Origin of the sequence: Kitasatospora sp. NPDC086801 (assembly GCF_044745805.1) — a bacterium.
Lineage (GTDB): Bacteria > Actinomycetota > Actinomycetes > Streptomycetales > Streptomycetaceae > Kitasatospora.
Genome location: NZ_JBIVAX010000004.1, coordinates 219,332 through 246,183 on the forward strand (window position 1 = coordinate 219,332; position 26,852 = coordinate 246,183).

Sequence of the window (26,852 nt, forward strand, 5' to 3'; positions counted from 1 at the left end):
CCGGTGTGCGTCCTCCGGTGTGCGTCCTCCGGGGCACGTCCTCCGGCGTGCGTCTTCCGGTGCGCGGGGCGGTTGGGGGCCTGCCCCGCGCACCGGACGGCGGGTCAGCCCAGGATGGCGTCCTCGACCAGGGCGGCCGCGTGGGCCTGGCCCTCGGCGTTGGGGTGCACCAGCGCGTAGTGCAGCGGGATGATGCTGGTCAGCACGCCGTCCAGCCAGTGGTCCTGGTCGCACACGCTGTGGTCGGCGGTGGAGGGGTAGAGGTCGACGAAGGTGTCGCCGTGGGCGGTGGTCCGCTGGGCGATGATCGCGTTGAGCGGTTCCAGGATGGCGGTGCGGGCCCAGGCGAGGTCACCGGTGGTGAAGGTGGCGAACTGTTCCAGGCTGCCGTAGGTGCAGCGGGTGGCGTCCTCGGGGACGAGGTGCGGGTAGCCGACGGCCAGCAGCCGCGCGGACGGAGCCTTGGCGTGCAGGGCGCCGAGCATCTGGTCGTAGTCGCCGCGCAGCTGGTTGAGGCGGTCGGGCAGGCTCGCGTCGAACGTGTCCTTGCAGGGCGTGCCCCGGCCGAGGTTCGTCGCGCCGAGCTCGATGCAGCTCTTGAGGATCTCGGCGAAGCCGAGGGTGTTGCCGCCGATCCCGACGGTGATCAGGTCGGCGCCCGGGGGGACGGCGTCGATCTGCGGCGGGACCGGCGCGAAGGGGGCGTCCGGGTCGGTGCCGAACGGCGGGAGCGGGCGGCCGGACGGGGCCCCCTTGGTCTGGTAGACGTCCTTGACGGTGGCGCCGCCGCAGCTGACGTTGCGCAGGTCGACCAGCCCGCCGAGGTCGCGGCGGATCACTTCGGGGTAGGAGCCGGTGGTGCGGGCGCAGCCGTCGCGAGGTGCGGTCTCGTCTCCGGTGGCCTCGATGACGCCGGCCGTGTAGGAGTCGCCCAGCGCGGCCCAGGCGAGGGCCCGTACGCGGCCGGACGGCACGGCGGCGGCCTGGGCGGCGGACGGGGTGACCAGGCCGGCGGTGAGCGCGACGGCGGTGCCGGCGACGGCGAGGCGGGACAGGAAGCGTGGCACGGTCTCTCCCTCAACGAGTGCGCGGGAGAGCGCGATTCACCCCCCTAGAGGTAGATCGAGTCGACGGGTGGACGACTTGATGCCTCGGGAGGGTGAATTCGCGTGCGTGGCCGTGACGTTGGGCCGATCGGCCCTGGGTCGGGCGTCGGGGTCGGTCAGAGCAGGGCGGCGGACGGCTCGACCATCGCCCGGGCGGTCTTGGCGTCGACGTACTCGCCGAGCGCGGTCATCACCCACTCGCCGGAGGACTGCCGGACCAGCTTGCACATCGCCACACCCGTGTGCGGCTCGGAGTGGGTGAGGTCGAAGCGGACCAGCTCCTCCTCCGTCCGGGCGTCCAGCAGGCGGCAGTAGGCGTTCTTCACCTCGGTGAACCGCTGGCCGGAGAAGGAGTTGACGACGAAGACCAGGCCGGTGACCTCGGCCGGCAGGCCGTCCAGGTGGACGGTGATCGACTCGTCGTCGCCGGCTCCGCCGCCGGTGAGGTTGTCGCCGGAGTGGGCGATCGCGCCCTTGAAGACGGTCAGCTTCATGAACCAGGCCGTCTCCAGCTTCTTGCGCTGGGCGTCGAAGGCGAGGCAGGAGGCGTCCAGGTCGACGCTGCGGCCGCGGCCGGCGGGCTCCCAGCCGAGCGCCATCCGGACCGAGGAGAGGAACGGGCGGCCGTTCTTCACCAGGGAGACCGAGCTGCCCTTGACCAGGCTGACCCGGCCCTTGTCCAGGGTGACCTTGGCGGGGGCGGGCGGGGCCGGCGGAGCGGCCGGGGGCGTGGGCGGGGTGGCGGCGAGGGCGATCCGCGGGTCGACGGGGGGCGCCGGGGGAGCCAGGGGAGCCAGGGGAGCGGCCGGAGGGGCCGGAGGGGCGGGCGGGGCCGTGGGGGGAGCGGCGGGGGCCTGGGCCGGGGCCGGGGTCGAAGCGGGGGAGTCGTCGACGGCGACGCCGAAGTCGGTGGCGATGCCCGCCAGGCCGTTGGCGTAGCCCTGGCCGACCGCGCGCACCTTCCAGGCACCGCCGCGCTGGTAGACCTCGACCACGATGAGCGCGGTCTCCTGGCCCAGCTGCGGCGGGGTGAAGGTGGCCAGGACCTGCCCGGTGTCGGCGTCGCGGACGGTGGCGGTCGGCTCCATCCCGGCGAAGGTGGAGGCCTGGTCGGCGGGGCTGGCGGTCACCACGATCTTGGTGATGCCGGCCGGGACGGCCAGGGTGTCGACGGTGATCGCGTCCGGCGCTCCGGCGGCGGCCGGACGGTGACTGACGCCGGGGCCGTGCGGGGCGTTGAAGAAGACGAAGTCGTCGTCCGAGCGCACCTTTCCGGCGTCGGTCAGCAGCAGACCGGAGACGTCCAGCGCCTTGGGTGCGGTGACCTCGACAGTCACCCGCGCGGCGGTCAGCGGGGCGTTGCCGCCTTGGGTCAGGACGGTGGACACGGACTCCTCCTCGGGTGCGGAACGGCGGCCGGCCGGGGTCGCTGGGACCGCCGGGCCGGGTGCTGCCCACAGTAACGAACGGGCGTGTCGGGATGAGCCCGTCCGGGGCGGTGACCTGTCGGATCGTCGGACGGTACGGCTGGACGGCGGGTCTGCACGGCGGGTCTGGACGGCGGGTCTGGACGGCGGGTCTGCACGGCGGGGCCGGACGGTCGGGCCGGACGGGGGCCCGGACGTCAGCGGGGCGCGATGGCCGCCGGCGGCGTGCCGGGGCGCGGCGGGAGCCCGGGCGCCTCGGGTGTGGCCGGCTGCGGTGCGACCGGGCCGAAGGAGCCGAGCGCGGCGACCGCCCGGGGGCGGTCGATGCCGAAGGCGGCGGCGCTCCAGGTCTCCGCCGCCGCGGCCTTGCGGACCAGGCCGGACGAGCTGGACAGGCCGGACGAACTGGACGAACCGGACGGGATGGAGGGGCCGGACGGGCCGGTGGGCCCCGAGGGTCCGGCGGCCGGGCGGGTGCCGCGCACGCCGAAGGTGTAGTGGCCGGGCGGGACGTCGGTGCCGGCCGGGGTGGTGAAGCGGTAGACCAGGGTGCCGCGGTCCTGTTGCGCGGTGACGACCGCGCCGGGCAGGTCGGTCCAGGCGGTGCCGCTGCCGGGAGCCAACTCGCCCGGGGCGAGCCGGAATTCGGCCTGGAGCGCGGTGAGCGGCTCGGTGACGGCGAGGTCGAGCTGGTGCCGGAGGCCGTCGCGGCCGAGCGGGGTGACCGTGGCGACGCCGGCCAGGGCCTGGTCGGCGTCCGGGTCGGGGGCCGGGTCGGGGGTGCCGGCGGCCGGGCCGTCGGTGTCCGGGGTGGCCGCGCCGGGCGGCGGTGCGGGCTGGGGCGGGGCGGCCGGGCGGGGTCCGGGCGCGTGCGGCGTGGTCGGCGAGGGGGAGGTCGAGGAGGGGGCGGCCGGCTGCTCGGCGGCGGGCGCGACGGGCTGGGCCGACGGCGAGGGCCCGGTCGCGGCGTCGGCCTGCGTGGCGGGCTGGCCGGTGCCGGCCGGTCGGGTGTCGGGGTTGCGGCCGAACCCGGGTTCGGCGGCGGCCTGTCCGCCGGCCGGCTCCGGGGGCGCCGACCGGGTGCGGGGCGCGCTGGGCGAGGCCGCTCCGGTGGCCGTGCCCTCCGCCGCCGCCGGGCGGTGCGCCGAGGGGTGCGGTGCGGGCGGTCGGCCGGTGGCCGGGAGGTCGGCGGGGTTCGGCGAGGTCGGGTTCGGTGCGGTCGGGGCCTGGTCGGCGACGGCCTCGGCCTGGTCGCCCGCGGCGGGGGTGGGCGGCGGGGTGGTGCCGACCCGGGCGACCCCGGCCCGCCGGCCCACGCCCTGCTGCTCGTTGAGCAGGAGGGTGGTGGCGATGCTGATGCCGACGACGGTGGACATCGCCATCGCGGCACCGGAGAAGCGCAGGGTGGGCAGCCGGAACCGGCCGCCGAACGGGCGCGGCCGCCCGTGCCGGCCGTGCCGTTCGGGCTCGTGCCGCACGTCCCGCGCAGTGTCCTCGCGCACAGCCACCGGACCCCTCCCTCCCCGAAGTCGCCGTAGCGGTCGCGGTATTCTCCCACGCGCCGCCACCGGGGCGGCATCAGCCGCCCGGGGTCGGTCGGCCGGGGTCCGGGTGGGGCCCGCGCCGGGAGGGGGAGAGCGTACCAGCGGCCCGGCGCATCCTGAACGGTCTCGATCCATTTCGTGGACACCCGTTCGACGAACGAAAATTGACGGTCCGTCCGATGTGTCGGGTGGTGGGCGGTTCGCCCGAACGGGGATTAATGCAACCTCCTTGCAACCCTTGCCCGCCCGGCCGGAAGTGGCCCAGGCTGAGGTCATCCCACGCCGTCCCGGAGAGACCGTCATGCCGCCCGACCCGCTGTCCGCAGCCTCCAGTGCACCCCTCGCCGCCACCCCCACGGGCGGCGATGGGGACGGCTCCACCGCCGCTCCGGCGGCGGTGGAGGAGGTGCTGACGCTGCGGATCTCACTGGGGGAAGAGGTGGTCGGGGAGGTGCGCACCCGGTTCCGGTTCGATGCCGCGCGCCCGTACGAGGTGCTGCTGACCTTCCATCTGGGGCGGCCGGACGAGGCCGACTGGGTGTTCTCGCGCGAGCTGCTGCGTGACGGCCTACAGGCGCTGAGCGGCCAGGGCGACGTCAAACTGTGGCCGGCGTACTGCCCGTGCCACGGCTCGACGCTGCACCTGGCGCTCGAATCGCCGCACGGCAGCGCCCTGCTGGAGGCCTCCAAGCCCCGGGTGCAGGCGTGGCTGGACCGTACCTACGCGCTGGTCTCCGCCGAGGCGGAGCGCGCCTGCGGCCCGACCGACGCCCAGCTGGCCGCGCTGCTCGCGGGCGGCTGAGGCCCGGTCGGGGCGTCGGCGGGCCCGCGCGGCTGCGGGACGGGCACCGCGCCCGGCAGCCGGACCGTCCCCGCGGCCAGCCCGGCCCGCAGCCGCCGGACGGCCGGGGCCGAGGAGGCCGGCAGCAGGTCGTACGGGTCGTCCGGCCCGTCCACCGTGACCAGCACCGACTCGGTGATGCGGTACGGCCGGTGGGCCAGCAGGCCGCCCAGGTAGCGGCGCAGCCGGGACAGCTCGGCGCGGACCGTCACCGTCCGGCCCGCGTCGCCGAACAGCGCCTCCGCGAGCTGCGCGGCGGTGCTGCCCTCGCGTCCGGTGGCGAGCAGGAGCAGCAGCTCGGCGTGGCGCGGGCTGAGCGGGTGCGACCAGCTGCCGGCCGTGCCCCGTACGGTCAGCTCCGGGCGGTCCTGACGGCGCAGGTCGAGCCGGAGCCGGGCGCCCTCGGCCTGTTCGGCGGTCACCGTGCCGGAGTCGTCCGCCTCGGGCGGCCGGACCGGCCGCACCAGCCAGCCGTCCGCGAGCGGTTCCAGGGCGCACTCGCCGAGGCCCGGTACCCAGTGCACGGAGGCGGCACCCCAGCCGTCGACCGGCACCCGCAGCCGGCCGGGCGGCGGCAGCCCGGCCGCGGCGGCGGTCCACCCGGCGGAGTCCACCACCAGGGCCGGGCCGGCCACCCGGGCGAGCATCGGGGCGGCCAGGGTGCGCAGCTGGTGCAGCGCCTCCAGCCGGTGGGCGCGCAGCTCGGTCTCGGCGAGCCGGGCGGCGGTGGCGGTGAGCTGCAGCAGGTACGGGCGGACGTTGCGGGCCGGGCCGCTGAGGTTGATCGCGCCGACCAGCCGTCCGGTGCCCGGGTCGTGCACGGGGGCGGCCACGCAGGTCCAGGAGTGGTGGCTGCGCAGGTAGTGCTCGGCGGAGTGGACGTGCATCGGGCGCTGGGCGCGCAGTGCGACGGCGATGCCGTTGGTGCCGACGCTCTCCTCGATCCAGCGGGCGCCGGTGAGGAAGCCGATCCGGTCGGCGCTGCGGCGCAGGGCGCGCTCGCCCTCCTGCCACAGCACGTGGCCCTCGGCGTCGGCGATGGCGAGGATCAGTGGGGTCTGGCCGACCGGCTGGAGCAGGGTGTCGCGCAGCACCGGCATGACCGCGTCCAGGCCACTGGTGCGACGGCGCTGCTCGATCTCGGCGGGGCCGAGGTGGACGGCTGCGGCGCCGGCGTCGGGGTCGAGTCCGAGTCGGCGCAGCCGGGCCCAGGAGTCGCCGATCTCGGGGCGGGGTTCGAGCAGGCCGGGGGCGCCGGGGTCGGGGTAGGGGGGCTGGGCGAGTTCGCGGGCGGCGGCTTCGGCGAGGGTGCGGTCGTGGACCCTGGCCAGCTCGGCCGCGGTCGGCGCGGTGCGGCGTTCTGGTCGTCGGGACTGCCGTCCGGTCTGCCGCACTCGCGTTGCTCCTCGCCGCCGTTCGAGGCCGCGTCGGGGTCGACGCGCTGACGAAAGCGTACGGGGGTGGTGGGTGTCTGGGGACGGGGTCTGCCAACTCGGCATACCGGACGGCATGACCGTGGACATGCCGAGGTGTGATGGCTAGCGCGGGCCCTGGTGCGGGTCCTGGCGTGGGCCTGGTGCGGCCCTGATGCGGGCTCGGTGCGGGCCCGGCGCCAACCTTGTGAGGGCTTGGTGGATCTTGCCGGGGGCGGCGTTCCGTGCCGGTGTCGCTCAGTGTTCCGTGCCGGTGTCGCTCAGCGTTCCGCGCCGGTACCGCGCTGGGCCGCCTCCACGGTGTGGTGCAGGTCGGCGGTGGCCTCCAGGGAGGCGGCGGTGCTCAGCGCCAGGCAGGCCGCCAGCGCGATCGCGACCGCGCGCAGGCGGGTGCCGGTGGTGGCTGCCGGGCGGGGCTGGAGCAGGGCGGCGACCCGGCGCGGGACCGGCCCGGAGTGGGCGGCGGGGACCAGCCGGGGCCGGCCCGGCCACGGGGAGCGGCCGGCGGCCAGGGCGGCCCGGCCGACCGCGCGGGCGGTCACGGCGCGGTCGCCGACCCGGGCGGCCGCCACCTCGTCGGCCCAGCGCTCCAGGTGGTACCCGAGGGGCGCGCGCAGCGGCCGCAGCGCCGGGTGGAGGCCGGCGGCGTGCTCGACGAGGGCGAGGAAGAGGTGGTGGCGGGCGGTCAGGTGGGCGCGCTCGTGGGCGAGCAGGGCGGCCCGCTCGGGCCCGGTGAGGATGCGCAGCATGCCGGAGGTGACCACGATCCGGCCGGGCTCGCCGGGTCGGCCGGGGCGGGGCAGGCGCCCGGGCAGGGCGAAGGCGTCGGCGCGCTCGTCGTCGAGGACGGCGAGCGGGTGCTCGCCCGGTTGGAGCAGGGCGTGGGCGCAGGCCAGGACGGCCTGCGGGGTGCGCGTCCGGCGCACGGCGGCGGGCCGGGGGCGCGTGTCCGGATGCCGGTCCCCGGCCGGTGCGGGGCGGGGCGGGAGGGCGGACCGGGCCTCGCGCAGTTCCGACCGGTGGTGGCGGGCGGTGCGGATGGCCCGGGCGCTCAGCGCGGTGAGCACCAGTCCGGCGACGGCGGCCGCCACCGGGGCGGCGGGCGCGGCGGCGGTGAGCCAGGGCAGCGACAGGTGGCCGATCGCGGCGACCGGCGGGAGCTGGAGCAGCCCGGCGGCGGCGAGCAGGCCGAGCGAGCAGAGCGTGCCGGTGGCCAGGACGGCGGCCGTCCCGGCGAGCATCCAGGCGGCGGCCCGGGGCGGCAGCGCGTCGGCGAGGCGGCGGGCCAGCGGGGCGGCCAGGAACGGCAGCAGCAGCGGGGCCCAGACGGCGACCATCACGACCCGGCCGCCCCGGGGGCGCGGTGGCCGGGTGCGGGGGTGGCGTTGCCGAGGCCCGGGATGGCGTCGAGGCCCGGGATGGCGTCGAGGTCTGGGGTGGCGTCGAGGCCCGGGATGGCGTCGCCGAGGCCCGGAAGGCCGTCGCCGACGCCCGGGGCGCCGTCGCCGAGCAGGTCGCGCAGCAGCTGCTCGTCCTCGGCGGAGAGGTCGGAGACGAAGCGGGCGAGCACGGTGGAGCGGTCGGCCTCGCGGCCGAGCTCGGTGTGCATCCGGCGGGCGGCGAGGCCCGCCGTGTCCTGGACGGTCGGGGTGTAGGCGTAGGCGCGGCCGGCCCGGGTGCGTTCCACGGTGCCCTTGTCGTGCAGCCGGGCGAGGATCGTGGCGATGGTGGTGCGGGCGAGGTCCCCGCCGAGTGCCGACTGGACGTCCTGCGGGGTCATCGGCTGCCGGGCCGACCAGAGCGCGGCCAGCACCTCGGCCGCCAGCTCCCCGGCGGGCCGGCGGGCGGACGGTACGTCGGACATGGCGGCGCTTCCTCCAGGTTTCGTCTACAGTCATGTAGACCGTCTACGTCACTGTAGACGGTCGGGGCGGGTTCTGCTGTGAACCGCCCCCCAACGTACGGGAGGTCCGCCAGCCTTGCTCCAGTTCCTCGCCGATCCGGCCGCTCACCTCGCGGTGAACCCGCTGGACGCGTCCTCGCTCCTCGCCGCCTTCGGCGCACTCGGCATCGCCGTCGTGCTCTTCGCCGAGACCGGCCTGCTGGTGGGCTTCTTCCTGCCCGGCGACTCGCTGCTGTTCACCGCCGGCCTGCTGTGTGTGCCCGGCGCCACCAAGGGCCCGCAGCTGGAACTCGTCCAGGTGCTGCCCGCCGCCCTGGTCGGCGCGCTGGCCGGCGCCCAGGTCGGCTACCTGATCGGCAAGCGCGGCGGCCGCGCGCTGCTGCGCCGCACCAAGCGCAAGAGCCTGCTGGAGGGCGTCGAGCGGGCCGAGGAACTGCTGGGCACGTACGGCCACGGCAAGGCGATCGTGCTCGCCCGCTTCATCCCGGTGGTCCGAACGGTGCTGAACCCGCTCTGCGGCGTGCTCGAAGTGCCGGTCCGCTCGTTCACCTTCTGGCAGGTGACCGGCGGCGCCGTCTGGACCGTCGGCGTCGTGCTCGCCGGGTACGGGCTCGGATCGTCGATCCCCAGCATCGACAGATATCTGCTCCCGATCATCGGTCTGGTAGTAGTTGTCTCCGTGCTCCCCATTGTTCTCGAACTGTTCCGCGCCCGTAGGGCGCGCCGTCACGGAGGTGACAAGTGACGCCCTCCCGGGCTCTCGCCGTCTACGACGGCAGTGGCATCGACGGCAGCCTCTACACCCGGGTCAACGGGTGGGCGGAAGCGGCCCCGCACTGGCTCGACGAGCTGATCAAGGTCTGGTCGGCGCTCGGCCTCGGCCTGTTCGCGGTCTTCATGGTCTACGCCTGGTGGCGGGCGCGCGGCGCCGACGCGGCCGTGATGGCCAAGGTGCTCGCCTCGCCGGTGATCGTGGTCGTCGCGTACGGCATCAACTCGGTGCTCAAGGGCATGGTTGAAGAAGTCCGGCCGTGCGCCCAGATCCCCGGCAGCGTCTCGCTGGAGACCTGCCCGGGCGCCGGTGACTGGTCCTTCCCCAGCAACCACACCGTGATCGCCTTCGCCGCCGCCACCGCGCTCTGGTTCGCCTTCGCCGACCGGCGGCTCGGCTGGATCGCCGGGATCTTCGCGGTGCTGATGGGCGCCTCCCGGGTCTGGGTCGGCGTGCACTACCCGCACGACGTGGCGGTCGGCGCGCTGGTCGGCCTCCTGGTCGCGATGGTGCTGGCGCCGCTCGCCGGCCGCTGCGGGCCGCTGGTGGACCGGATGCGGGCGGGTGCGCTGCGCCCGCTGCTCGGGCCGGGCTCGGTGCCGGCCATGGCCGGTGGCCGCCACGCCTCGTACGGGACGCGGCAGCACTGACGGCGCGAGCCGACCGTGCCGACGGCGAGACCCGACGGCGCTGATTCCGTAGCCTCCCCGTAGCCCGTCCGACCCTTGTCTGGCCGGGATGGCGGGTAGAGCATGTGAGCCGGGCGTGGGGCCCCTTCGCGGGGAACCCGCCCGGCTCAGTCGTGCCGGGGCGCGGGAGCGCCGGGCGTGCCAGCGGAGGGAGTGCCAATGCCGTACCGACTCGACATCACGCAGGGGGACTGGCCGGGCGAGTCGCCGCACAAGGGCGTCGAGGGCCTGCTCGCCGAGGCCATGGTGCTCACCCTCGCCACCGCCGGCCACGAGCACGGCCCGCACGCCAACCTGGCCTTCTTCGCGTACGACGACGACCTCGTCCTGTACTTCGTCAGCGAGCGCTCCACCCGGCACAGCCACCACCTCGCCGAGGAGGCCCGGGCCGCCGCCACCGTCTTCCTCCCGCCGCCGGTCTTCGGCGAGCAACTGCGCGGCCTGCAACTGACCGGCGGCGCGAGGGAGGCCTGGGGGCGGCAGGCCGAGGCGGCGCTGGCGGCCTACCAGGGGCGGTACCCGTCCTTCGCGCAGGACGAGCAGGTGCGGCGGCAGTTCCTCACCGGGGGCGGGGCGGCGGCGCTGTACCGGTTCCAGGTGGAGGAGCTGACGGCGGTGGACGAGCCGAACTTCGGGCGGCGCAACTACCTGCGGGCGCGGGTGCTGCGGTCCTAGGCTCCGGGAGCCGGTTCTCCCCGTGTTGTCTGTACAACTTTTCGGGTGATTCATCTGCGGGACGCTGCCGGGACGCCCTCGGGACACCTGGGCGCACCAGCCTGGCCGCATGAGAGTCATCGTCGTAGGAGCAGGCGTGCTCGGCACCATGCACGCCTGGCAGGCCGTCGAACGCGGTCACGAGGTCGTCCACCTGGAGCGCGAGACCGAGGCGCGCGGCGCCTCGGTGCGCAACTTCGGCCTGGTCTGGGTCAGCGGCCGCGCACAGGGCGAGGAGCTGGACACCGCGCTGCGCGCCCGCGAACTGTGGGAAGGCATCGGCGCCCGCGTCCCCGACCTCGGCTTCCGCGCCAACGGATCGCTCACCGCGATCCGCACCCAAGCCGAACTCGCCGTCGCCGAACAGGCGCTCACCCTGCCCGACGCCGCCGCCCGCGGCTACCGGCTGCTCGACGCCGACCAGACCAGGGCCGCCAACCCCGCCCTGCGCGGCGAACTCCTCGGCGCCCTGTGGTGCGAGCGCGACGCCGCCGTCGAACCCCGCACCGCCCAGCCCGCGCTGCGCGCCGCCCTGGAGGCCACCGGCCGCTACACCTTCCTGCCCGGCCGCGAGGTCCGCGACGTGATCGGCGAGAACGCCGTCCGCGACGACCACGGCGACCTCCACACCGGCGACCTCGTCATCCTCTGCACCGGCGCCTGGCTCGGCGGCCTCGTCCGCGAACTCGCCCCTGCGCTGCCCGTGCGCAGGGTCCGGCTGCAGATGATGCAGACCGACCCGCTCGGCGAGACCCTCACCACCTCCGTCGCCGACGGCGACAGCTTCCGCTACTACCCCGCCTTCGCCGGCACCGCCCTGGAGCGCCTCCGCGAGACCCAGGCGCAGCCCGAGGTCGCGGCCGAGCACAAGATGCAGCTGCTCATGGTCCAGCGGCGCGACGGCGGCCTCACCATCGGCGACACCCACGAGTACGACCAGCCGTTCGGCTTCGACGTCGTCGAGGATCCGTACGACCACCTGGTCGCCGTGGCCGAGGATCTGCTCGGCCGCCCCCTGCCGCGGGTCCGCCGCCGCTGGGCCGGGGTGTACGCGCAGTGCGTCGACACCACCCGGGTCGTCCACCGCGAACACCTCCGCGACGGCGTCTGGCTCGTCACCGGCCCCGGCGGCCGCGGCATGACCTGCTCCCCGGCCATCGCCGAAACCACCGCCGAACTCGCCAACCTGTAAGGGTAGTTGACATGTCCTTCGATATCCGCCTGGTCGTCCTCGACATGGCCGGCACCACCGTGGCCGACGACGGCCTCGTCGAACAGGCCTTCACCGCCGCCGCCCGGACGCTCGGCGTCGAGGCCGGCAGCCCGGACTTCGGGCCCATGCTGGAGCACGTCCGCGCCACCATGGGCGAATCCAAGATCTCCGTCTTCCGGCACCTCTTCGGCGACGAGGACAAGGCCCAGCAGGCCAACGCCGCCTTCGAGGCCGCCTACCACGACCTCGTCGACGCCGGCCACTGCGCGGCCCTGCCCGGCGCCGCCGAGGCCATCGCCGAACTGCGCGGCCAGGGCCGGAAGGTCGCCCTCACCACCGGTTTCTCCCGGGCCACCCAGGACCGCATCCTGACCGCCCTCGGCTGGCAGTCCATCGCCGACCTCACCCTCAGCCCCGCCGAGGCCGGCCGCGGCCGCCCGTACCCGGACCTCGCGCTCACCGCGCTGCTGCGGACCGGAGTCGAGTCGGTGCGGCAGATCGCCGTCGCCGGCGACACCGGCTACGACATGCTGACCGGTGCGCGGGCCGGCGCCTCGGTGGTCGCCGGCGTGCTCACCGGCGCCCACGACGAGGCCCGGCTGCGGGCCGACGGGGCGACGCACGTGCTGGGCTCGGTGGCGGAACTGCCGGGGCTGCTGGGTTAGTCAGACCCCTGAGGAGCAGGAAGTCGGTCTGGCCGACTTCCTGCTCCTGGTTTACCGGTTCAGGGGTTGCCGGTTCAGGGGTTCCAGTGCGGGCTGAGGGCGATACCGCGCAACTGGTCGACCGTCAGCGGGAGATCGGGGCGGGTGGGGGCAGGGGTGGCGTTCCCGGCGCTGGGGACGATACTGGCCACGTTGAACTCCTCCACCTGGACTTGGCGGCCGTCGGGTCGCAGGGCGATCACCGTCAGCCTCTTCCCACCGCCGATGATCGCGCCCGCGTCGACCCACACCTTCGTGCCGTCCGGAAGTGTTTCGGCGCAGTGCCCGGGTGAGGTCGGGGGGCAGCCGGAGCCTTCCGTCCGGGTGTGGTCCCCAAGATCCACCTGGATCACGGAGGCACCCTTCCCGTCGTCATACGTGAAGCCGCCGCCGGCACCCGTGTTCGGGGTGTCGGGCTTGGTGATCCGGCCGTCGACGAAGGTGCCGTTGCTGTTGGTCCTGGTGATCTTGCCGGGCGGAAGGAACGCGGCCAACTGGGCGGAGATCGGGCCGGAGCGCGGGCCGCCGAGGGGCGGACTCGCCGAAGGGGCCCGGGTCGGCGCCTGTGTCTGCGTCTGCGTCGGGGCGGGGGCCGCGGTGGCGGTCGGCGGCGCGGCCGGGGCGGGCACGGAGGCCGGACGACCGGAGAAGGCGACGCCGCCCGTGACGCAGACGCCGGCCGCGACGAACGCCGCCGCGCCGAGCTGCGCCCGGCGGACCAGCCGCAGCCGACGGCCCCGGGCGGCGGCGCGGGCGACGAGGTCGCCGCTGTGCGGGCCGAACCGCTGGGAGGCGTCGTGCAGGGCGCCGTGCAGGCGCTGATCCGGGTTCAGCTGATCGAGGTTCATGGGTGCGCTCCGTTCGGTCAGGCCTGGACGAGGTCGGCGAGCAGCTCGTCACCGAGGACGTGCCGCAGCTTCTGCAGGGCCCGCAGGCTGCGGGTACGGACGGCGCCGGGGGAGAGCTTCAGCATCCGCGCGGCCTCCTCGACCGGCCGGTCCTCCCAGTACCGCAGCACCAGGACGGCCCGGTCCTTCGGCCCCAGCCGCGCCAGGCCGTCCAGCAGGGTCAACCGCAGCTCCGGATCGCCGGCCGTGACCGAACCGCGATCGGGGAAACTGTCCACCGGGCGCTCCTGCGCGCTGCGCCGGCGGCGATACGAGGTGAACGTGCGGACCAGCACGGTGTGGGCGTACGCGACCGGCGCCTGGGAGCGGTCGATCCGGCGCCAGGAGCGGAACAGCTTCGCCAACGTCTCCTGGACGAGGTCCTCGGCGAGGTGGCGGTCGCCCGTCAGCAGGCAGGCGGTGCGGTACAGCTGGTCGCTACGGGCATGGGCGAACTCCAGGAAGTCCGCGGGTGTGTCCCCCACGGGATTGGGTCCCTTCTCGAGCTGACATCGCCCCAGGCACGCCGTGGGGGCGGCGGCGCGTTACGGAATGTCGTCGAGGTCACACCCGAGGCCGAGGCCGTGGTCGTGGCTGTGGCCGCCGGGCCGACTCGCGGCCCAGCCAGCCGACGGCGAGCATCAGGGCGGCGGTCAGCCCGACGGCGATCCCGAGGTCCCGGAGAAAGCCGATGTCCCCCGGGCGCTGCGGGTTGGCCCGGCCGGCCGGATCGAAGCGGACCGTCACCCGGTCACCGACCGCGAGCGCGCGCAGCCCCGTCGACAACTCGCCGCCGGGCAGCGGAGAGCCGTCCTCGGCCGCGAGGTCGTACATCGAGAACGGGTGCTTCCCGGCGGGGCGGTCCGTCTCCGCGGCCACCCGGACCGTCGCCGTCTCGCCGGACAGCCGCAGGATCACGTCGTCCCGCGCCGTGTGCGCCGCCGCCGTGGCAACGCCGCCGAGGGCGACGGCGAACAACGCCAGCCAACAGCCGATCCACCGCCCCAGCAGCCGCACCATGCCCACCACCCAGGCGACCGTCAGCACCAGCCCGAGCAGCAGCGCGGCGAACCCGCCGAGGTACGTGCCCACCAGCACCAGCCCGAACGTCCCCACGGGAACGGCGAGAGCCAGGGCAGTGGTCAGCGCGGCGCCCCGGCGGCGGTCCCTGGTCGTACTCATGGCTCTCCCAGCGTTCGATCGGGAGGGAAGAGTACGGCCTGTCTCCTCGGTCCCCGGCGGCGGGGGCCTGGGCCAGCGGAAACGGCCGCGGAGGCGGGGGACGGCGCTCTGCCGTTGACGGTTCGGCTGGGCGCTCGGGGGCACGTTCTCGGCGAGCGCTCGGGCGAGTTCACTGACGAATGAATCCGGCGAATTCAGATTCCGGGGTTTTTCTTGTCGGCACCGAAGTCCGTCATGCCGTCGGCGGCGTGTGCTCCAGCCAGTCCTCCAGCCAGTCCTCCAGCCTGCCCTCCAGCCTGCCCTTGCTCATGCTCGCGTCGATGTCGATGTCGATCATCCCGGTTCCGTCGAGGGCGAAGCCACCGCCGTTCTCGAAGAGGGAGACGATCGGTTCGAACGGGTTCGGCAGCTGGAACGGGGATTCGGAGGTTTCCTGGAGAGCGGCGAAATGCAGCGCCCCCACGCAGGTCTGTTGCACGGCTGGATGCTGCAGGGCGCAGCTCTTCGAGACCTGTTCGACCAGGCCGGGATCGGCGCGCACCGACGGATCGATCAGTGCGGCCACGTCGAAGAACGGCCACGCACCCGATTCGAGCTGATGGGCCCACAGCGCCGAGCGCCGTAGGAACTCCCGCATGAGTGAAATGCGCAGACGAGGGTCCGTGTTCAGGGGGGACCAGTCGACGTTGAGCAGGCGGTCGGCCAAAGCGTGTGCGGTGTCCATCAGTTCTTCTTCTTCGCGAGGATCAGGGCGGCGATTTCGTCGAGGTTGGACAGGTCGTCGGCCAGCGGGAAGTCGGGCTTCTCGAGGCCGCGTCTGGGCCAGGCCACGAACGGGTCGGTGTGGCTCTCATGCGGTGCGACATCATGTGCGCCGTAACTGTCCTCGGTCGCCCAGTTGACCCCTTCCTCCCATCTTCCCTCTCGATACGGGATGTTCGTGGCCTCCTCCTGGGAGAGGGTGCCGGATTCCGCCTTGGCCCACATTTCGGCGATGTGGTCGAAGGGTGCGAACCGGCCTGTCATCGGTTTTCCCTCGGGGGGCACCGGTACGTCCTTGTGGACCGTCTCGAAGATGTGCTCCTTGACTCTGTTGAGGACGTCCGGGCTGATGCCGGTGTTCGCGGCGATGCGTTCCGTGTCACCAGTGGTGCTGCGAATCCTTTCGTACGCTTGCGCGGCCCGTTCCGATTGCGCTCCGTCGATGTACTCCGATCCTCCGGTCCTCGGGAGATACCCGTCGGGCGCCTCGCCCGGACGGCGTCCGCCTCCTTTGGGAGCCGCCGCGCCGCCGACGGCGCCGAGGACGAGGTCGAGGGGCATGACCGGGCCGGTCTGGAAGGTGGCGTCGTAGCCGTAGGTGAGGCCCGCTCCGGTGATCATGCGGCCGGGGAGGGTGTCGGCGGCGCCGGCGAGTTTGCCGACGGCGGCGAGGGCGACGGAGGCGTTGTCGGAGACCTCGGCGGCGGTGGAGACGACCCGGCCGCCGGCGCCGAGGCCGGAGCCCGCGCCGCCCATGATGCCGCCGGTCTCGGCGGAGTCCGCGACCTCTCGGAGGCTGAACCCGCCGTCGCCGAAGGACATCCGGATCGGCTGGGCGACGGCGACGTCCACGGTGATGGCCTCGACGGTGCCGAAGGCGGCGCCGACCAGCACGGTGGCGGCGATGGTGGCGATGGTTTCGGAGACGGCGACGCCGAGGCCCGCGGCGGTGGCGTGTGGTTGTCGGCGTGGGCGTTCAGCCCGTCGTGGATGCTGGTCAGCCCCTTGACCAGGGTGTCCAGCGCGGAGAGCACGTGGTCGTGCGGGCCGTTGTAGGCCTGGGCGAACTCCTTGCCCTGCTTGTCGTCGCCCCACGGGCTGCCGGCGGCGGCGAGGCTGTGCTTGAGCGTGTCGAGGGCGTCCTTGAGCGCCTTGCTCTGAGCCTCGAAGGTCGGCGCGGCCGCCTTCAGGTCCCCCGGCCGGATCTTGAACTCCGGGCCGCCGGCTTTCGGTCCGTCATCTGCCATGGTGTCATCCCCCGCCTGCGACCGTCGGTGCGTCAAAAAGTGCGGAGGGTAAGGCGACGGATGGGAGGGCGGAGTTTCGGTGAGTTGACGTGAGCCGGGTCACTTCGGACTCGCAGGGGAGGGTGAGGACGAATCAGGCGGAGCCGGTGGCCGCGAACAGTCCGGTGGTCAGCGAGCGGCGAGGCGGTTCCGCAGGAGGCCGGCCGGGCGGCTGTAGAGGCCGAGGCAGGCCACGGCGAGGGCGGCGGCGAGTAGGACGGCCACGGCCCAGAAGAGGTCGGTGCCGAGGTCGATCTGCTCGGGGCGCTTGGGCCTGGTGGTGCCGTCGGGATCGAAGCGAACGGTGACCTGGTCGCCGACCTGCAGGGACTGGTCGCGCTGGTTGAGGCGGCCGCCGGGTACGGGGGAGCCGGCGGCGGTTGCCAGGCTGTAGTCCCAGGACGGGTCGCGCGTCCCGGCGGTGCGCTCCTTGTCGACGACGCGGGCGGTCACGGCGGGTCCGGAGCGCAGGGCCAGGTCGTCGCGGACGTTGCTCGTCGCCGCCGCCGCGACGAGGAGCGCGATGGGGACGATCAGCGCCGCGAGGCAGCCGCGGGTCCCGCCGGCCAGTCGGCCGAGGCCTGTCGACAGGACGGCGGTGGCGAGCACCAGGACTGCGAGGCCGGCGGGCCAGCCGTAGGCGCCGTAGGCGGCGGTGAGGCCGACGATCGACAGCGGCGCGGCGATCGTCAGGGCGATCGTCAGCGGGATCGAGCCCCGGCGGGGTTCGGCCTTGGGCGGAGCCGAGTCGGTGGTGGCGGTCATCCGAAGGCCTTCCGGATGTTGTCCCACTGTTCGGGGGGCAGGGCGTCGGCGCTCGCGTCCCGGGGCGGGTGGAAGGAGATCCCGCGGAACGCGGTGGCCAGGAGCGGCAGCCATTCGTCCCAGTGGTCGAGGTCCTCGGTGGTGAAGACGGCGGCGACCACGTGCGGGCTCCACGGGTGCGGGATCAGCAGTTCGAGCTGGCGCACCGTGTTGACGGTGGACTCGGGCACCCCCCACACCGCGCCGGGCACCGGGACGGCCAGGTCGCGGGCGGCGAGCGCGGCGCGGCCGGTCGGCAGGTCCACCACGCCGACGTCGGCGTCCGGCCAGGCCTCGGCCAGCTGTTCGGCGGCCCGGGCGGGGTAGCTGCCGGGCGCGCCGAGGTCCTGCGGGCGGACGAAGACGGTGAGCATGCCGTGGATGGGCTCGCCGTCCTCGGCCCGGACCAGACAGCTGGAGACGTGGACGGCGCCCTCGCGCAGTTGGGCCTGCAGCGCGGTCTCGGCGGCGATCACGGCGCTGAGCCTCTGCTCGGGCCGGGCGTCGGGGAAGACCGCGTCCAGGCTCTCCGCCGTGCGGGCCATCCGGTCGCCGAGGTCCTCGTCCAGGTCGAGAGTGGTGAAGCCTGCGGGCAGGGTGAGCCAGAGCGGGGGCGCCTCGATGGTCTCAACGGCCATGGCCGGCCGCCCATCCGCCCATGCCGAGCAGGTTGCCGACGGTGGATACGGTGCCGATGACGGCGTTGGCCTTGCCGCCGCCGGTCCCGACGCCGACCGACCCGATGGCGTTGTTGCCGCCGGTGGTGTAGTTGACGGCGCTGGTGAGGCCGTCGCTCGGGTTGTCCTGGGTGAGGGCGTACGCCGTCGGGGCGTTGAGCCCGACGGTGGTGACGGCCTGGACGCCGTCGGAGATGTTCATCGCGGTTCCCTTGGAGACCCCGTACTTGACGGCCTGCTTCTCGATCGTCTTGGTGAAGACCGGGTTGGCCGGGTCGACGGCGCGGGCGGCGGCCCGGACCTCGGTCGTGCCGGCGCTCACGGCTCCGCGGAAGCTCGTGCCGGCGGCGCGCGCTCCCCGGGCGACGGTCACGCCCTTGGTGGCGACGCCCACCCCGGGGATCGCGCCGAGCACGTCGCCGCCCAGGGTCAGCCAGTTGCTGATGTTCTTCTGTGGCGGCCACAGCTGGCCCTTGGCGGCGTACTGGGTCGCGTGCCATCCCGCCGCGGCGGCGCTCAGGAGGATGGCCGGCAGGGCGAAGGCGGGGAAGAAGATGGCTGCGACGCCGCAGATGCCGGCGGCCACGGTGAGCATGTCGGCGCCGTGGTTCTTGAGCCAGTTGCCGACCTTGCTGAGCCAGCCGGGTTCCGGCGGGGCCTTGCTGTCGGCGGCCTTGCGGATGGCGTCCGCCGTCTTGTGGGCGTCCGACTTGTGGCCGTCGGCGAGTTCGTGGGCCTGGGTCTGGAGCTGGGTGAGGTCGCTCGCGGCGCTGGAGACCAGTTTGGCGGCCGCGTCCAGGTGGTTCTTCGCCTTGTTGTAGCGCTGTTCGGCGGCGGCGAGGCTGGCGTCGTCGGGGAAGGTCTGGCCGGCGAGCTTGAGGTCGGCCGCGGCGGCCGCGGCGGTGTGCGCCTGGTCGGCCTGCTCCTTCTGCTGCTTGGCGGCGACCGCGGCGCGGGCCAACTCGGCGGCCTTGGGCTGGTGTTCGGTCAGCGCCTTGTACCAGACGTCGAGGGCCTGGTAGGCGGCGGTGATCGAGTCGGCGGCGTCCTGGAGGTACGTGGGGAGCTTGCCGAACTGGCCGGCGAAGGCCTTGGCGGCCTCGCCGGTCCACTGGCCCTGGTTGGCGGAGAGCTGCGAGAGCGTGGTGTGGACGTCGGTCAGGTGCTGGCCGACCCGGCGCAGGCTTCCGCTGAGGCCGGTGACGGCGGCGGCGTCGCCGGGGGTCGGGTTGAAGCCGAGGCCGGACCAGTCGGGCGTGGGGTCGGTCACGACTGCCCCGCCGGGGTGAGGACCTTGGTGATGCTCTGTTCGGTGCCGTCGTAGCTCTGCTGCACCTTCTCCAGCCCGTCGTCGAGCACCTTGACGCACTCGCGGACCTTCTTCAGCCCGTACTCCCACTTGCTCTGGAAGTGTCCGCAGGCCTCGTCGAGGAAGTCGTAGCCCAGTCCGCTGCGGCTCGCCTCCTTGAGCGCCTTGAGTCCTTGGTCGAGTTCGTCGCCGCAGCCTTTGAGGTCCTTGGCCAGCTTGGCGAGGAACTCGGTGCTGACCGTGAAGTCGGCCACTTCTCCCCCGGTGTGTCGATGGCGTGACCGGCCGAGCATAGCCGCAGTCGGTACGCGGGCGATCTGTTGTGACGGGTGCTTCCCGGCGTGATGACGGGATCTTGACGGCCCGGGCGGTGCGCCGCGTCGGCGTCGGCCCGGGGCGTCGGCGTCAGCGGCGCCAGAAGCCGCGCTTCTTCGGGGTGACGAGCTTGGCCACCGCGGCGACGAACAGTTCGGCGACGGGGGAGGGGCCTTCGCCGTGGTTGAGGTGGCCTTCGGAGGACCACTCGCCGAGGACGGTGCCGGGGCTGCCGTCGATGGGGTTGAGCGCGTGCTCCAGGGTCACGTAGCGGACGGTCTTGCTGCCCTGGGGGTGGACGGCGGCGGCGAAGTGGGCTTCGGTGGCGCCGGTCGGGGTGGGGAGGGTGACGAGCAGCAGGGGGTGGCCGTCGGCCCGCAGGTGGTGGCAGTCCAGGCCGTGGCTGGGCAGCCGGTCCTCGGGCGGGAGGGTCTGGCCGAGGTCGTCCCAGATGCCGGTGAGGACGGGCAGGAGGCTGCCGCCGGCGTCCGGGACGGTGAGCCGCGGGCCGAATTCGAGGACCTGGCGGGCGAGCTCGCGGTGGACGAAGCGGTAGTGGTGGGGCCGTGGATCTGTCATGGGGCCCACGGTAGCGAACCGCTCGGAGCGGGCGGTCGGCACGCCCGACTTCCCGCTCCGGCAGGTGAGTTGACCAGCGGCACTGGCCGGGGACGGTCCGTCAGTGGCTGTTCCTGAGGTTGAGTACGACCACCCCGACGATCACCAGGGCGATCCCCAGCCACTGGAGGCGCCCCAGCGACTCGCCGAAGGCGACCACGCCTATTCCGGCGACCGCCGCCGTCCCGGCCCCCGACCAGACGGCGTAGGCGACCGAGACCGGGATGTGCTTGAGCGCGCGCCCGAGCAGCACGAAGGACAGCACGTAGCCGACCGCCACCCCGACGCTCGGCCAGAGGCGGGTGAACCCCTCGGTGAGCTTGAGGCAGCTGGTGGCGCAGACCTCGCTCAGGATGGCGAGGGAGAGCAGGAGATAGGGCATGCCGGTCAAACGGCCGGGGCGGCGCCGAGCTTCCCCAGCAGGGCGAGGTCGGCCTGTTCCAGGCTGTCGAGCAGGGTGATCCGGTCGCCGTCGGGCATCGGCGTCGCGGTGGACGGCACGGCGAGCACGGCGCAGCCGGCCGCGGCGGCGGAGGCGACTCCGGTCGGGGTGTCCTCGACGGCGACGCAGGTGGCCGGGTCCAGGCCGAGCCGTTCGGCGGCGGCGAGGTACGGGTCCGGTGCGGGCTTGGTGCGCGGGGTGTCCTCGGCGGCCAGGGTGACGGCGAACCAGTCCCGGCCGATGGCGGAGAGGACCAGGTCGACCACCCGGCGGGGGGAGGCGGAGACCAGCGCGGTGGGCACCTGCGCGTCCCGCAGCGAGGCCAGCAGGGCGAGCGCGCCGGGGCGCGGGACCGTCTCGGCGGCGACCTTGCCGGCGAAGGACTCGCCGAGCCGGGCGGCGAGTTCGGCCTCGGTGAGGGTGGTGCCGCTGACCTTGTGCAGGTGGGCGGCGGTGTGTTCGACGGCCTGGCCGAGCACTTCGGGGGCGTCCTGGTCGGTGAGCGCGTGGTGGAGTTCGTCGGCGAGTTCGGCGGCGGCCTGCCACCAGAGCTGCTCGGTGTCGACCAGGGTGCCGTCCATGTCGAACAGGACGGCGGCGGGGCGGGGAGCTTCAGGCGTCAAGGCGCCGGGCGTGAGGGCGTCGGGCGTCAACGGGCCGGGCGCCGGGGCGCCGGGTGTCAGGGGGTCGGGCGTGAGGGGGTCGGGCGTGAGGGCGTCGGGCGTCAGGGCTTCAGGCATGGCGGTACCTTCGGTGGTTCATCAGATGGTGCTACTCAGATGGGGTTCGAGGCTCTCAGACGGTGCGGCGGTCCACCAGCACCGGACGCTCCGGCAGCAGGAGTTCGGCGCGCGAGCCGGCCGGCAGCGCGGCGGCGGCCTCGGTCGGCAGGTCGGCCTTGACCTCGGTGCCGTCGTCGAGGCGGACGGTGAGCCGGGTGACGGCGCCGAGGAAGGACGCGGTGATCACCAGCGCCGGGCCGGTCTCGGACGGGGTCAGGGTGACGTTCTCCGGGCGGACCAGCACCTGGAGCTCGCCGTCGGCGGGCGTGACGCCGTCCACGGCGTGCCGGCGGCCGAGCACCTCGACGCCGTCGGACGTGCGGGTGCACGGGATGCGGCTCATGGTGCCGACGAACTCGGCGACGAACGCGGTGGCCGGGCGGCCGTACAGCTCGGACGGGGTGGCGCACTGCTCCAGCCGGCCCGCGCGCAGCACCGCGACCCGGTCGGCCATCGACAGGGCCTCCTCCTGGTCGTGGGTGACGAACAGGGTCGTGATCCCCAGTTCCTGCTGGAGCCGGCGGATCTCCTCGCGCAGCTGGAGGCGGACCTTGGCGTCCAGCGCGGACAGCGGCTCGTCGAGCAGCAGCACGCGCGGCTGCAGGGCGAGCGCGCGGGCGAGCGCGATGCGCTGCTGCTGGCCGCCGGACATCTGGTGCGGGTAGTGCTCGGCGCGGTGCGGCAGGCCGACCAGCTCCAGCAGTTCCTGGGCGCGCTTGCGGCGCTCGGCCTTGCCGGCGCCGCGCATCCGCAGCCCGAAGGCGACGTTGTCCAGCGCGGTCAGGTGCGGGAAGAGGCTGTACGACTGGAACACCATGCCCGCGTCGCGCTTGTGGGCGGGGATCGCGGTGATGTCCTGCCCGTCGACCAGGACCTCGCCGGAGTCGTGCTGCTCGAAGCCGGCCAGGATGCGCAGCGCGGTGGTCTTGCCGCAGCCGGACGGGCCGAGCAGGGCGAGCAGTTCGCCCGGGTGGACGGTCAGGTCCAGGCCGTCCAGGGCGGTGGTGGCGCCGAACGAGCGGCGCAGCGAGCGGAACTCGACGGTGGCGCTGCCGGGGGCGAGCGCGACTCCGGTGACGGGGGCGGGAACCGTGGTCATGGCTGGTAACTCCTGGAAAGCGTGGGGTGGTTCAGGACCGTGCGGCGAGGGCGCGACAGGACCGTGCGGCGGGCTGCCTCAGGACCGCGCGGCCTTGCGGCCGCGGCCGGCGGCGGACATCAGCAGCAGGACGAGCCAGACGATCAGCAGGCTGAGCATCGAGACGGCGACGGACATCTGGCCGTCGCTCTTGCCGTTGGAGTTGATCCACACCGAGAAGGGGGCGAAGCCGAGGATGGAGGCGGTGGTGAACTCGCCGAGCACCAGGGCGACGGTGAGGACGGCCGCGTTCAGCAGCGCGCTGCGCAGGTTCGGCAGGACGACGGTGAACACCGCGCGCAGCCAGCCGGCCCCGCAGTTGCGGGCGGCCTCGACCAGGGTGGCGACGTCCACGCCGCGCAGCCCGGCGTCCAGCGCCCGGTAGGCGAACGGCAGCGCCATCAGCACGTAGGCGATGACCAGGACGATCGGGAACTTCGGGTCCTGGATGGCCACGATGGTCTGGAACAGCGGGGTGTCCTGGAGGTAGTCCGGGCCCCAGCGCAGTACGCCGATGATGCCGGTGGTGAGCGCGACCACGGGGACGACCAGCGGCATCGAGCACATCACCTCGATCACCGGGCGCAGCCTCGGCGCGCCGAGCCGGGCGGCGAGCATCGCCGGGACCAGCAGGAGCAGCAGCACCGCCACCGTGACGCCTGCCAGCTCCAGGCTCAGCACCAGGCTGTCCAGGAAGCCGGGCGCGTTCAGCAGTTCGGTGTAGGCGCGGAAGGTGGTGCCGCCCTTGTTGTCGTCGACGCTGAAGATCACCGAGGAGGCCAGCGGTACGGCGAAGTAGACGCCGCAGAGCAGCAGGACGAGGCCGCGGCCGAAACGGATGCGATTGATCAGGCGAGCCACTTGGCACTCCGGCGCTGAAGGGGCAGGTACACGGCCATCACCAGGCAGGCGACCACGATCATGTCGAGGCCGAGGGCGAGGGCGAGGTTGCCCTGGCCGACCAGGACGTTGCCGGACAGCGCGTCGCCGATCTGCATCGAGATCAGCGGCACCGAACTGCCCACCATGGCCTCGGCGGTGGCGTACGCGGCGAAGGAGGCGCCGAACAGCAGCACGAAGCCGCCGAGCAGCGAGGGCACCAGGACCGGCAGTGCCACGTGCCGCCAGTACTGCACGACGGTGGCGCCGTTGTTGTACGCGGCCTCGCGCCACTGGGTGCGCAGGCCCTCCAGGGCCGGGGTGATGGTGATGACCATCAGCGGCACCAGGAAGTACAGGTAGACCACGGAGAGGCCGGTGAAGGTGTAGAGGTTCCAGCCGTGGCTGGTGAGGCCGAACTTCTTGGTGACCTCGCCGGCGTTGCCGAGGGTGGCGACGAACATGAAGGCGAGCGGCACGCCGCCGAAGTTGGCGAGCACCCCGGAGGCGGAGAGCACCGCCTCGCGGAACACCCGGAACCGGGAGGTGGCCACGGCCTGGGCCAGCGGCAGGCCGACCACGGCGGCGATCAGCGCGGTCAGCAGGGAGAGCTTGACGCTGCCCCACAGGGCGGTCCAGTAGGCGCCCTGCAGCGAGCCGGTGAGGTTGTCGGTGGTGAAGGTGCCGCCGCCGTCGGGGGCGTCGGGCGAGGTGGTGAACGCGCCGATGGCGATCGCGACGGCGGGCAGGCCGAAGCCGACCAGGAAGAACAGCAGCAGGGGGAGGGCGGCCAGCCAGGCGCGGCCGCGGCCGGCCCGGGACTTGCCGGGGCGGGGGGCCCTGGCGGTCTTGGCGGTCTTGGCCGCGGTGGCGGTGGCGGTGGCCGTGGAGGTGGTCGTGGAGGTGGCCATGGAGGTGGTCGTGGAGGTGGTCGTGGAGGTCGCGATGGCGGCGTCGGCCGTGGTGGCCTGGGCCGTTGCGGTGTCGGCGGCGGTGGCGGGGGTGGTTGCTGCGGGGCCGGGGGCGCCCCCGCCGCTCTGGGCGGCGGAGGCGGGGGCCGGCACCGGGGTGGGAGCCGTGGTCATCGTCAGGTCAGCCCGCGATCGCCTTGGCCCAGTTCTCGGTCACGGTCTTCTTGGCCGCGTCCGTCTGCTCCTGGGTCGGGAAGGTGGTGAAGGGCTTCTCGACCGGGGGGAGCTTGGCGGCGCCCGCGGCGTCCAGGGTGCCGGCCGTCTTCATGGCGTCGAACAGGGCCGGGGTGGCGTAGCCGCCCAGGAAGCCGTTCTGGCCCTCGGCGCTGTACAGGTACTCCTCCCACAGGCGGGCGGCGGCCGGGTGCGGCGCGTCCTTGTTGATCGCCTGGTTGTAGTACTGCGCGTAGGAGCCGTCCGAGGGGATGGTCACCTGCCAGTCGAGGCCCTTGCTCCTGAACTTGTCGGCGTAGCCGGCGTTCAGGTACGACCAGTCGATGCTGATCGGGGTCTCGCCCTTCTCGATGGTCGCCGGGGTGACCTCGACCGGGTTGAAGTTGCCGGCCTGCTTGACCTTGGCGAAGAAGTCGATGCCGGGCTGGATGTTGTCCAGCGAGCCGCCGTTGGCGAGCGCGGCCGCGTAGACGGCGCCGAACGCGGCACCGGCCTTGGTCGGGTTGCCGTTCAGGGCGACCATGCCCTTGTACTCGGGCTTCAGCAGGTCGGCGAAGGTCTTCGGGCAGGCGGACACCTTCTTGGCGTCGCACGCGATCGACATGTAGCCGCCGTAGTCGTTGTAGTGCAGGCCGTCGGCGTTCTTCATGGTGGCCGGGATCTTGTCGAAGTCGGTGACCTTGTACGGGGCCAGCAGGCCCTGCTTGGCGGCGCTGAGCGCGAAGGCCGAGCCGAGGTCGACGACGTCGGGGGCGCGGTCCTGGCCCTTGCGGGAGGTGATCGCGTTGATCTCGTCCTGGCTGGCGCCGTCCGGGTTCTCGTCCTCGATCTCGATGCCGTACTTCGCCTTGAAGTCGTCCATCAGCTTGCCGTAGTTCGCCCAGTCCCGGGGCAGCGTGATGACGTGCAGCTTCCCCTCCTTCTTGGCGGCGGCGATCAGGCCGTCCATCCCGCCGAAGTCGGCGACCGAGGTGGCGGTCTTGGCGCTCTTGCCGCCCGCGGTGTCGCCGGACTTCGCGGTGGAGGAGCTGGCGGAGCCGCAGGCGGTGAGGGACAGCGCGGCGGCGGTCAGGACCGCTGCGAAGGCGGCGGAACGGGCGCGGTGCACGGACACGGGTCAGTCTCCTGATCGGGTGTACTGCAGGGGGGTGAGCTGCGGTGGGGTTGTCTGATCGGGGGATCGTGCGAGTGGCCGTTCGGAGCCGTTCTGAGGTGCCCGGTGCCGTTCGGAGCCGCCCGGAGCCGTTCGAGGCCGTCCGAGTTGACTAGCCAACTTCGCTGACGGAGGTAAGTACGCCGGAGTCCGATGACGGGAAGGTGAACGGACGGCCCAGAACCGGGGTCGGCTGCGGGAACGGTCGAATCCGGCCATCGGAGCGTGATCCGTTCGGTGCGATGCTTCAAAGGCGCAGCGGGATAAGGTCGGGCTGTCCGAGCCGGTACGGCTGCGCAGGACACCGCCCCAGGAGGGACATTGACTGACGTGGCACTTGAGCCCGGGCGCCCTGCCGAGCGCGCTCCCGGCGCCCTGTACCGGAAGGTCGCCGCCGACCTGCGCGAGGCCATCACCACCGGCGCGTACGGCGAGGCCGGCCGGCTGCCCGCCGAGGGCGCGCTCGCCGAGCAGTACGGCGTCTCCCGCGGCACCGTTCGCCAGGCGCTCGCCGTCCTCCGCTCCGACGGGCTGGTCACCTCCCGCCGCGGCACCCGGCGCGTCGTGCTCGGGGGCGCCCGGGTGCAGAGCTTCTCCGAACTGCTCAGCTTCACGCACTGGGCGTACTCGATGGGCGAGGAGCCCGGCGGCATCCTGGACTCGCTGGTCCGCCGCCCCGCCGACACCGCCGAACGCGAGCAACTGCGCCTGGAGCCCGGCGCCGAGGTGTACGTGACCGTCCGGCTGCGCACCCTCTCCGGCGCGCCCGTGATGGTCGAGCGCACCGTCTACCCGCCGCGGGTCGGCGAGATCGTCGCCGAGCTGCCGCCGGACGTCGTCTCGCACACCGAAGTCCTGCGCGAGCACGGCATCCTGTTCACCGACGCCGACCACACCATCGACATCGTGGCCGCCAACGGGGAGGACGCCCGGCTCCTCGGCTGCCGCCGGGGCGGCCCGCTGCTACGCGAACGGCGGCGCACGACGGACCCGACCGGCACTCCGGTCGAGTGGTCCCAGGACCGCTACCTGCCCGGGACGGTGGCGTTCAGCATCCACAACTCGCTGGCCACGTCGGCGCTTTCACGGCACGCCCGGGAGGGGGACTGAGCCCGTTCCGCCTCCCG

At 73.8% G+C, this 26,852-nt stretch carries 29 protein-coding genes; 7 read left to right on the top strand and 22 right to left on the bottom strand.

The features are described from left to right. Positions 1-104 precede the first annotated feature (104 nt). From ACIPLC_RS07860 to ACIPLC_RS07870, 3 genes are all read right to left on the bottom strand, one after another. Positions 105-1,067 (bottom strand): SGNH/GDSL hydrolase family protein, encoded by a 963-nt coding sequence (locus tag ACIPLC_RS07860; RefSeq protein ID WP_400472066.1) that lies wholly within the window; start codon positions 1,065-1,067, stop codon positions 105-107. 155 nt (positions 1,068-1,222) lie between these two features. Further along, the gene (locus ACIPLC_RS07865; protein ID WP_400472181.1) at positions 1,223-2,482 is read right to left on the bottom strand and encodes a TerD family protein; all 1,260 of its coding nucleotides are present in this window, start codon (positions 2,480-2,482) and stop codon (positions 1,223-1,225) included. Positions 2,483-2,730: 248 nt separating this feature from the next. Beyond that, complete coding sequence (locus tag ACIPLC_RS07870; RefSeq protein ID WP_400472067.1) at positions 2,731-4,041, bottom strand: hypothetical protein; 1,311 nt, start codon at positions 4,039-4,041, stop codon at positions 2,731-2,733. 337 nt (positions 4,042-4,378) lie between these two features. Here ACIPLC_RS07870 and ACIPLC_RS07875 point away from each other — a divergent pair, with 337 nt between their 5' ends. Beyond that, complete coding sequence (locus ACIPLC_RS07875) at positions 4,379-4,879, top strand: SsgA family sporulation/cell division regulator (protein ID WP_400472068.1); 501 nt, start codon at positions 4,379-4,381, stop codon at positions 4,877-4,879. Here ACIPLC_RS07875 and ACIPLC_RS07880 read toward each other — a convergent pair. From ACIPLC_RS07880 to ACIPLC_RS07890, 3 genes are all read right to left on the bottom strand, one after another. Continuing rightward, entirely contained in the window at positions 4,798-6,312 is a 1,515-nt protein-coding gene (locus ACIPLC_RS07880; RefSeq protein ID WP_400472069.1) for a GAF domain-containing protein, read from the bottom strand. The genes ACIPLC_RS07875 and ACIPLC_RS07880 overlap by 82 nt on opposite strands. A gap of 299 nt (positions 6,313-6,611) precedes the next feature. Further along, the gene (locus ACIPLC_RS07885; RefSeq protein ID WP_400472182.1) at positions 6,612-7,688 is read right to left on the bottom strand and encodes a M56 family metallopeptidase; all 1,077 of its coding nucleotides are present in this window, start codon (positions 7,686-7,688) and stop codon (positions 6,612-6,614) included. Then, positions 7,688-8,215 carry a BlaI/MecI/CopY family transcriptional regulator gene (locus ACIPLC_RS07890; RefSeq protein ID WP_400472070.1) on the bottom strand — a complete coding sequence of 176 codons (528 nt, stop codon included), beginning with the start codon at positions 8,213-8,215 and terminating at the stop codon, positions 7,688-7,690. Before ACIPLC_RS07890 ends, ACIPLC_RS07885 begins: the two co-directional genes overlap by 1 nt. A 115-nt stretch (positions 8,216-8,330) precedes the next feature. On the opposite strand from ACIPLC_RS07890, the gene ACIPLC_RS07895 reads away from it, so the two are divergent. From ACIPLC_RS07895 to ACIPLC_RS07915, 5 genes are all read left to right on the top strand, one after another. Next, positions 8,331-8,999, top strand: a complete 669-nt coding sequence (locus ACIPLC_RS07895; RefSeq protein ID WP_400472071.1) for a DedA family protein — start codon at positions 8,331-8,333, stop codon at positions 8,997-8,999. Further along, positions 8,996-9,676 carry a phosphatase PAP2 family protein gene (locus ACIPLC_RS07900; protein ID WP_400472072.1) on the top strand — a complete coding sequence of 227 codons (681 nt, stop codon included), beginning with the start codon at positions 8,996-8,998 and terminating at the stop codon, positions 9,674-9,676. The genes ACIPLC_RS07895 and ACIPLC_RS07900 overlap by 4 nt, the downstream gene beginning before the upstream one ends. Positions 9,677-9,874: 198 nt before the next feature. After that, a complete protein-coding gene (locus ACIPLC_RS07905) occupies positions 9,875-10,390 on the top strand; it encodes a pyridoxamine 5'-phosphate oxidase family protein (protein WP_400472073.1) in 516 nt (171 codons plus the stop codon). A 109-nt stretch (positions 10,391-10,499) separates the two neighbouring features. Beyond that, entirely contained in the window at positions 10,500-11,621 is a 1,122-nt protein-coding gene (locus ACIPLC_RS07910; protein ID WP_400472074.1) for a TIGR03364 family FAD-dependent oxidoreductase, read from the top strand. A gap of 11 nt (positions 11,622-11,632) precedes the next feature. Beyond that, on the top strand, positions 11,633-12,307 hold the full coding sequence (locus ACIPLC_RS07915; protein ID WP_400472075.1) for a phosphonatase-like hydrolase: 675 nt from the start codon (positions 11,633-11,635) through the stop codon (positions 12,305-12,307). A 74-nt stretch (positions 12,308-12,381) separates the two neighbouring features. Here the strand turns inward: ACIPLC_RS07915 and ACIPLC_RS07920 are convergent, their stop codons facing one another. The 16 genes from ACIPLC_RS07920 to ACIPLC_RS07995 all read right to left on the bottom strand — a co-directional run bounded on the left by ACIPLC_RS07920 (position 12,382) and on the right by ACIPLC_RS07995 (position 25,686). Then, positions 12,382-13,194 carry a hypothetical protein gene (locus tag ACIPLC_RS07920; RefSeq protein WP_400472076.1) on the bottom strand — a complete coding sequence of 271 codons (813 nt, stop codon included), beginning with the start codon at positions 13,192-13,194 and terminating at the stop codon, positions 12,382-12,384. A gap of 17 nt (positions 13,195-13,211) precedes the next feature. Next, complete coding sequence (locus ACIPLC_RS07925) at positions 13,212-13,718, bottom strand: SigE family RNA polymerase sigma factor (RefSeq protein WP_400472077.1); 507 nt, start codon at positions 13,716-13,718, stop codon at positions 13,212-13,214. A 79-nt stretch (positions 13,719-13,797) separates the two neighbouring features. Continuing rightward, positions 13,798-14,415: a hypothetical protein gene (locus ACIPLC_RS07930; protein ID WP_400472078.1), complete on the bottom strand. Its 618-nt coding sequence runs from the start codon at positions 14,413-14,415 to the stop codon at positions 13,798-13,800. Between the two features lie 232 nt (positions 14,416-14,647). Then, entirely contained in the window at positions 14,648-15,139 is a 492-nt protein-coding gene (locus tag ACIPLC_RS07935) for a hypothetical protein (RefSeq protein WP_400472079.1), read from the bottom strand. Further along, positions 15,139-16,071 carry a hypothetical protein gene (locus ACIPLC_RS07940; protein ID WP_400472080.1) on the bottom strand — a complete coding sequence of 311 codons (933 nt, stop codon included), beginning with the start codon at positions 16,069-16,071 and terminating at the stop codon, positions 15,139-15,141. Before ACIPLC_RS07940 ends, ACIPLC_RS07935 begins: the two co-directional genes overlap by 1 nt. Positions 16,072-16,592: 521 nt before the next feature. Next, positions 16,593-17,228 (bottom strand): DUF3592 domain-containing protein, encoded by a 636-nt coding sequence (locus ACIPLC_RS07945; RefSeq protein WP_400472081.1) that lies wholly within the window; start codon positions 17,226-17,228, stop codon positions 16,593-16,595. After that, positions 17,225-17,905: a hypothetical protein gene (locus ACIPLC_RS07950; protein WP_400472082.1), complete on the bottom strand. Its 681-nt coding sequence runs from the start codon at positions 17,903-17,905 to the stop codon at positions 17,225-17,227. Before ACIPLC_RS07950 ends, ACIPLC_RS07945 begins: the two co-directional genes overlap by 4 nt. Next, a complete protein-coding gene (locus tag ACIPLC_RS07955) occupies positions 17,895-19,214 on the bottom strand; it encodes a WXG100 family type VII secretion target (protein ID WP_400472083.1) in 1,320 nt (439 codons plus the stop codon). Before ACIPLC_RS07955 ends, ACIPLC_RS07950 begins: the two co-directional genes overlap by 11 nt. After that, positions 19,211-19,507 carry a hypothetical protein gene (locus ACIPLC_RS07960; RefSeq protein ID WP_400472084.1) on the bottom strand — a complete coding sequence of 99 codons (297 nt, stop codon included), beginning with the start codon at positions 19,505-19,507 and terminating at the stop codon, positions 19,211-19,213. The genes ACIPLC_RS07955 and ACIPLC_RS07960 overlap by 4 nt, the downstream gene beginning before the upstream one ends. A 151-nt stretch (positions 19,508-19,658) precedes the next feature. Continuing rightward, positions 19,659-20,147, bottom strand: coding sequence for a hypothetical protein (locus tag ACIPLC_RS07965; RefSeq protein ID WP_400472085.1), 489 nt, complete (start codon positions 20,145-20,147; stop codon positions 19,659-19,661). Positions 20,148-20,247: 100 nt separating this feature from the next. Beyond that, on the bottom strand, positions 20,248-20,568 hold the full coding sequence (locus tag ACIPLC_RS07970) for a multidrug efflux SMR transporter (RefSeq protein WP_350880380.1): 321 nt from the start codon (positions 20,566-20,568) through the stop codon (positions 20,248-20,250). Between the two features lie 5 nt (positions 20,569-20,573). Continuing rightward, positions 20,574-21,368, bottom strand: a complete 795-nt coding sequence (locus ACIPLC_RS07975) for an HAD-IA family hydrolase (protein ID WP_400472086.1) — start codon at positions 21,366-21,368, stop codon at positions 20,574-20,576. A gap of 55 nt (positions 21,369-21,423) precedes the next feature. Next, positions 21,424-22,509, bottom strand: coding sequence for an ABC transporter ATP-binding protein (locus tag ACIPLC_RS07980; protein ID WP_400472087.1), 1,086 nt, complete (start codon positions 22,507-22,509; stop codon positions 21,424-21,426). Between the two features lie 78 nt (positions 22,510-22,587). After that, positions 22,588-23,397, bottom strand: a complete 810-nt coding sequence (locus tag ACIPLC_RS07985; protein ID WP_400472183.1) for an ABC transporter permease — start codon at positions 23,395-23,397, stop codon at positions 22,588-22,590. After that, positions 23,397-24,338 (bottom strand): ABC transporter permease, encoded by a 942-nt coding sequence (locus ACIPLC_RS07990; RefSeq protein ID WP_400472184.1) that lies wholly within the window; start codon positions 24,336-24,338, stop codon positions 23,397-23,399. Before ACIPLC_RS07990 ends, ACIPLC_RS07985 begins: the two co-directional genes overlap by 1 nt. Positions 24,339-24,519: 181 nt before the next feature. Further along, positions 24,520-25,686, bottom strand: a complete 1,167-nt coding sequence (locus ACIPLC_RS07995; RefSeq protein ID WP_400472088.1) for an ABC transporter substrate-binding protein — start codon at positions 25,684-25,686, stop codon at positions 24,520-24,522. Positions 25,687-26,055: 369 nt separating this feature from the next. Here ACIPLC_RS07995 and ACIPLC_RS08000 point away from each other — a divergent pair, with 369 nt between their 5' ends. Then, on the top strand, positions 26,056-26,835 hold the full coding sequence (locus tag ACIPLC_RS08000; protein ID WP_400472089.1) for a GntR family transcriptional regulator: 780 nt from the start codon (positions 26,056-26,058) through the stop codon (positions 26,833-26,835). Positions 26,836-26,852: the final 17 nt, after the last annotated feature.

Excerpts from the sequence above, each read along its gene's own strand:
- ACIPLC_RS07975 (WP_400472086.1), bottom strand. The coding sequence starts at position 21,368 with ATGCCTGAAGCCCTGACGCCCGACGCCCTCACGCCCGACCCCCTCACG.
- ACIPLC_RS07965 (WP_400472085.1), bottom strand. The coding sequence starts at position 20,147 with ATGACAGATCCACGGCCCCACCACTACCGCTTCGTCCACCGCGAGCTC.
- ACIPLC_RS07930 (WP_400472078.1), bottom strand. The coding sequence starts at position 14,415 with ATGAGTACGACCAGGGACCGCCGCCGGGGCGCCGCGCTGACCACTGCC.
- ACIPLC_RS07890 (WP_400472070.1), bottom strand. The coding sequence starts at position 8,215 with ATGTCCGACGTACCGTCCGCCCGCCGGCCCGCCGGGGAGCTGGCGGCC.
- ACIPLC_RS07910 (WP_400472074.1), top strand. The coding sequence starts at position 10,500 with ATGAGAGTCATCGTCGTAGGAGCAGGCGTGCTCGGCACCATGCACGCC.
- ACIPLC_RS07980 (WP_400472087.1), bottom strand. The coding sequence starts at position 22,509 with ATGACCACGGTTCCCGCCCCCGTCACCGGAGTCGCGCTCGCCCCCGGC.
- ACIPLC_RS07915 (WP_400472075.1), top strand. The coding sequence starts at position 11,633 with ATGTCCTTCGATATCCGCCTGGTCGTCCTCGACATGGCCGGCACCACC.
- ACIPLC_RS07885 (WP_400472182.1), bottom strand. The coding sequence starts at position 7,688 with ATGGTCGCCGTCTGGGCCCCGCTGCTGCTGCCGTTCCTGGCCGCCCCG.
- ACIPLC_RS07905 (WP_400472073.1), top strand. The coding sequence starts at position 9,875 with ATGCCGTACCGACTCGACATCACGCAGGGGGACTGGCCGGGCGAGTCG.
- ACIPLC_RS07970 (WP_350880380.1), bottom strand. The coding sequence starts at position 20,568 with ATGCCCTATCTCCTGCTCTCCCTCGCCATCCTGAGCGAGGTCTGCGCC.
- ACIPLC_RS07935 (WP_400472079.1), bottom strand. The coding sequence starts at position 15,139 with ATGGACACCGCACACGCTTTGGCCGACCGCCTGCTCAACGTCGACTGG.
- ACIPLC_RS07950 (WP_400472082.1), bottom strand. The coding sequence starts at position 17,905 with ATGGCCGTTGAGACCATCGAGGCGCCCCCGCTCTGGCTCACCCTGCCC.
- ACIPLC_RS07920 (WP_400472076.1), bottom strand. The coding sequence starts at position 13,194 with ATGAACCTCGATCAGCTGAACCCGGATCAGCGCCTGCACGGCGCCCTG.
- ACIPLC_RS07945 (WP_400472081.1), bottom strand. The coding sequence starts at position 17,228 with ATGACCGCCACCACCGACTCGGCTCCGCCCAAGGCCGAACCCCGCCGG.
- ACIPLC_RS07875 (WP_400472068.1), top strand. The coding sequence starts at position 4,379 with ATGCCGCCCGACCCGCTGTCCGCAGCCTCCAGTGCACCCCTCGCCGCC.
- ACIPLC_RS07990 (WP_400472184.1), bottom strand. The coding sequence starts at position 24,338 with ATGGCCACCTCCACGACCACCTCCACGGCCACCGCCACCGCCACCGCG.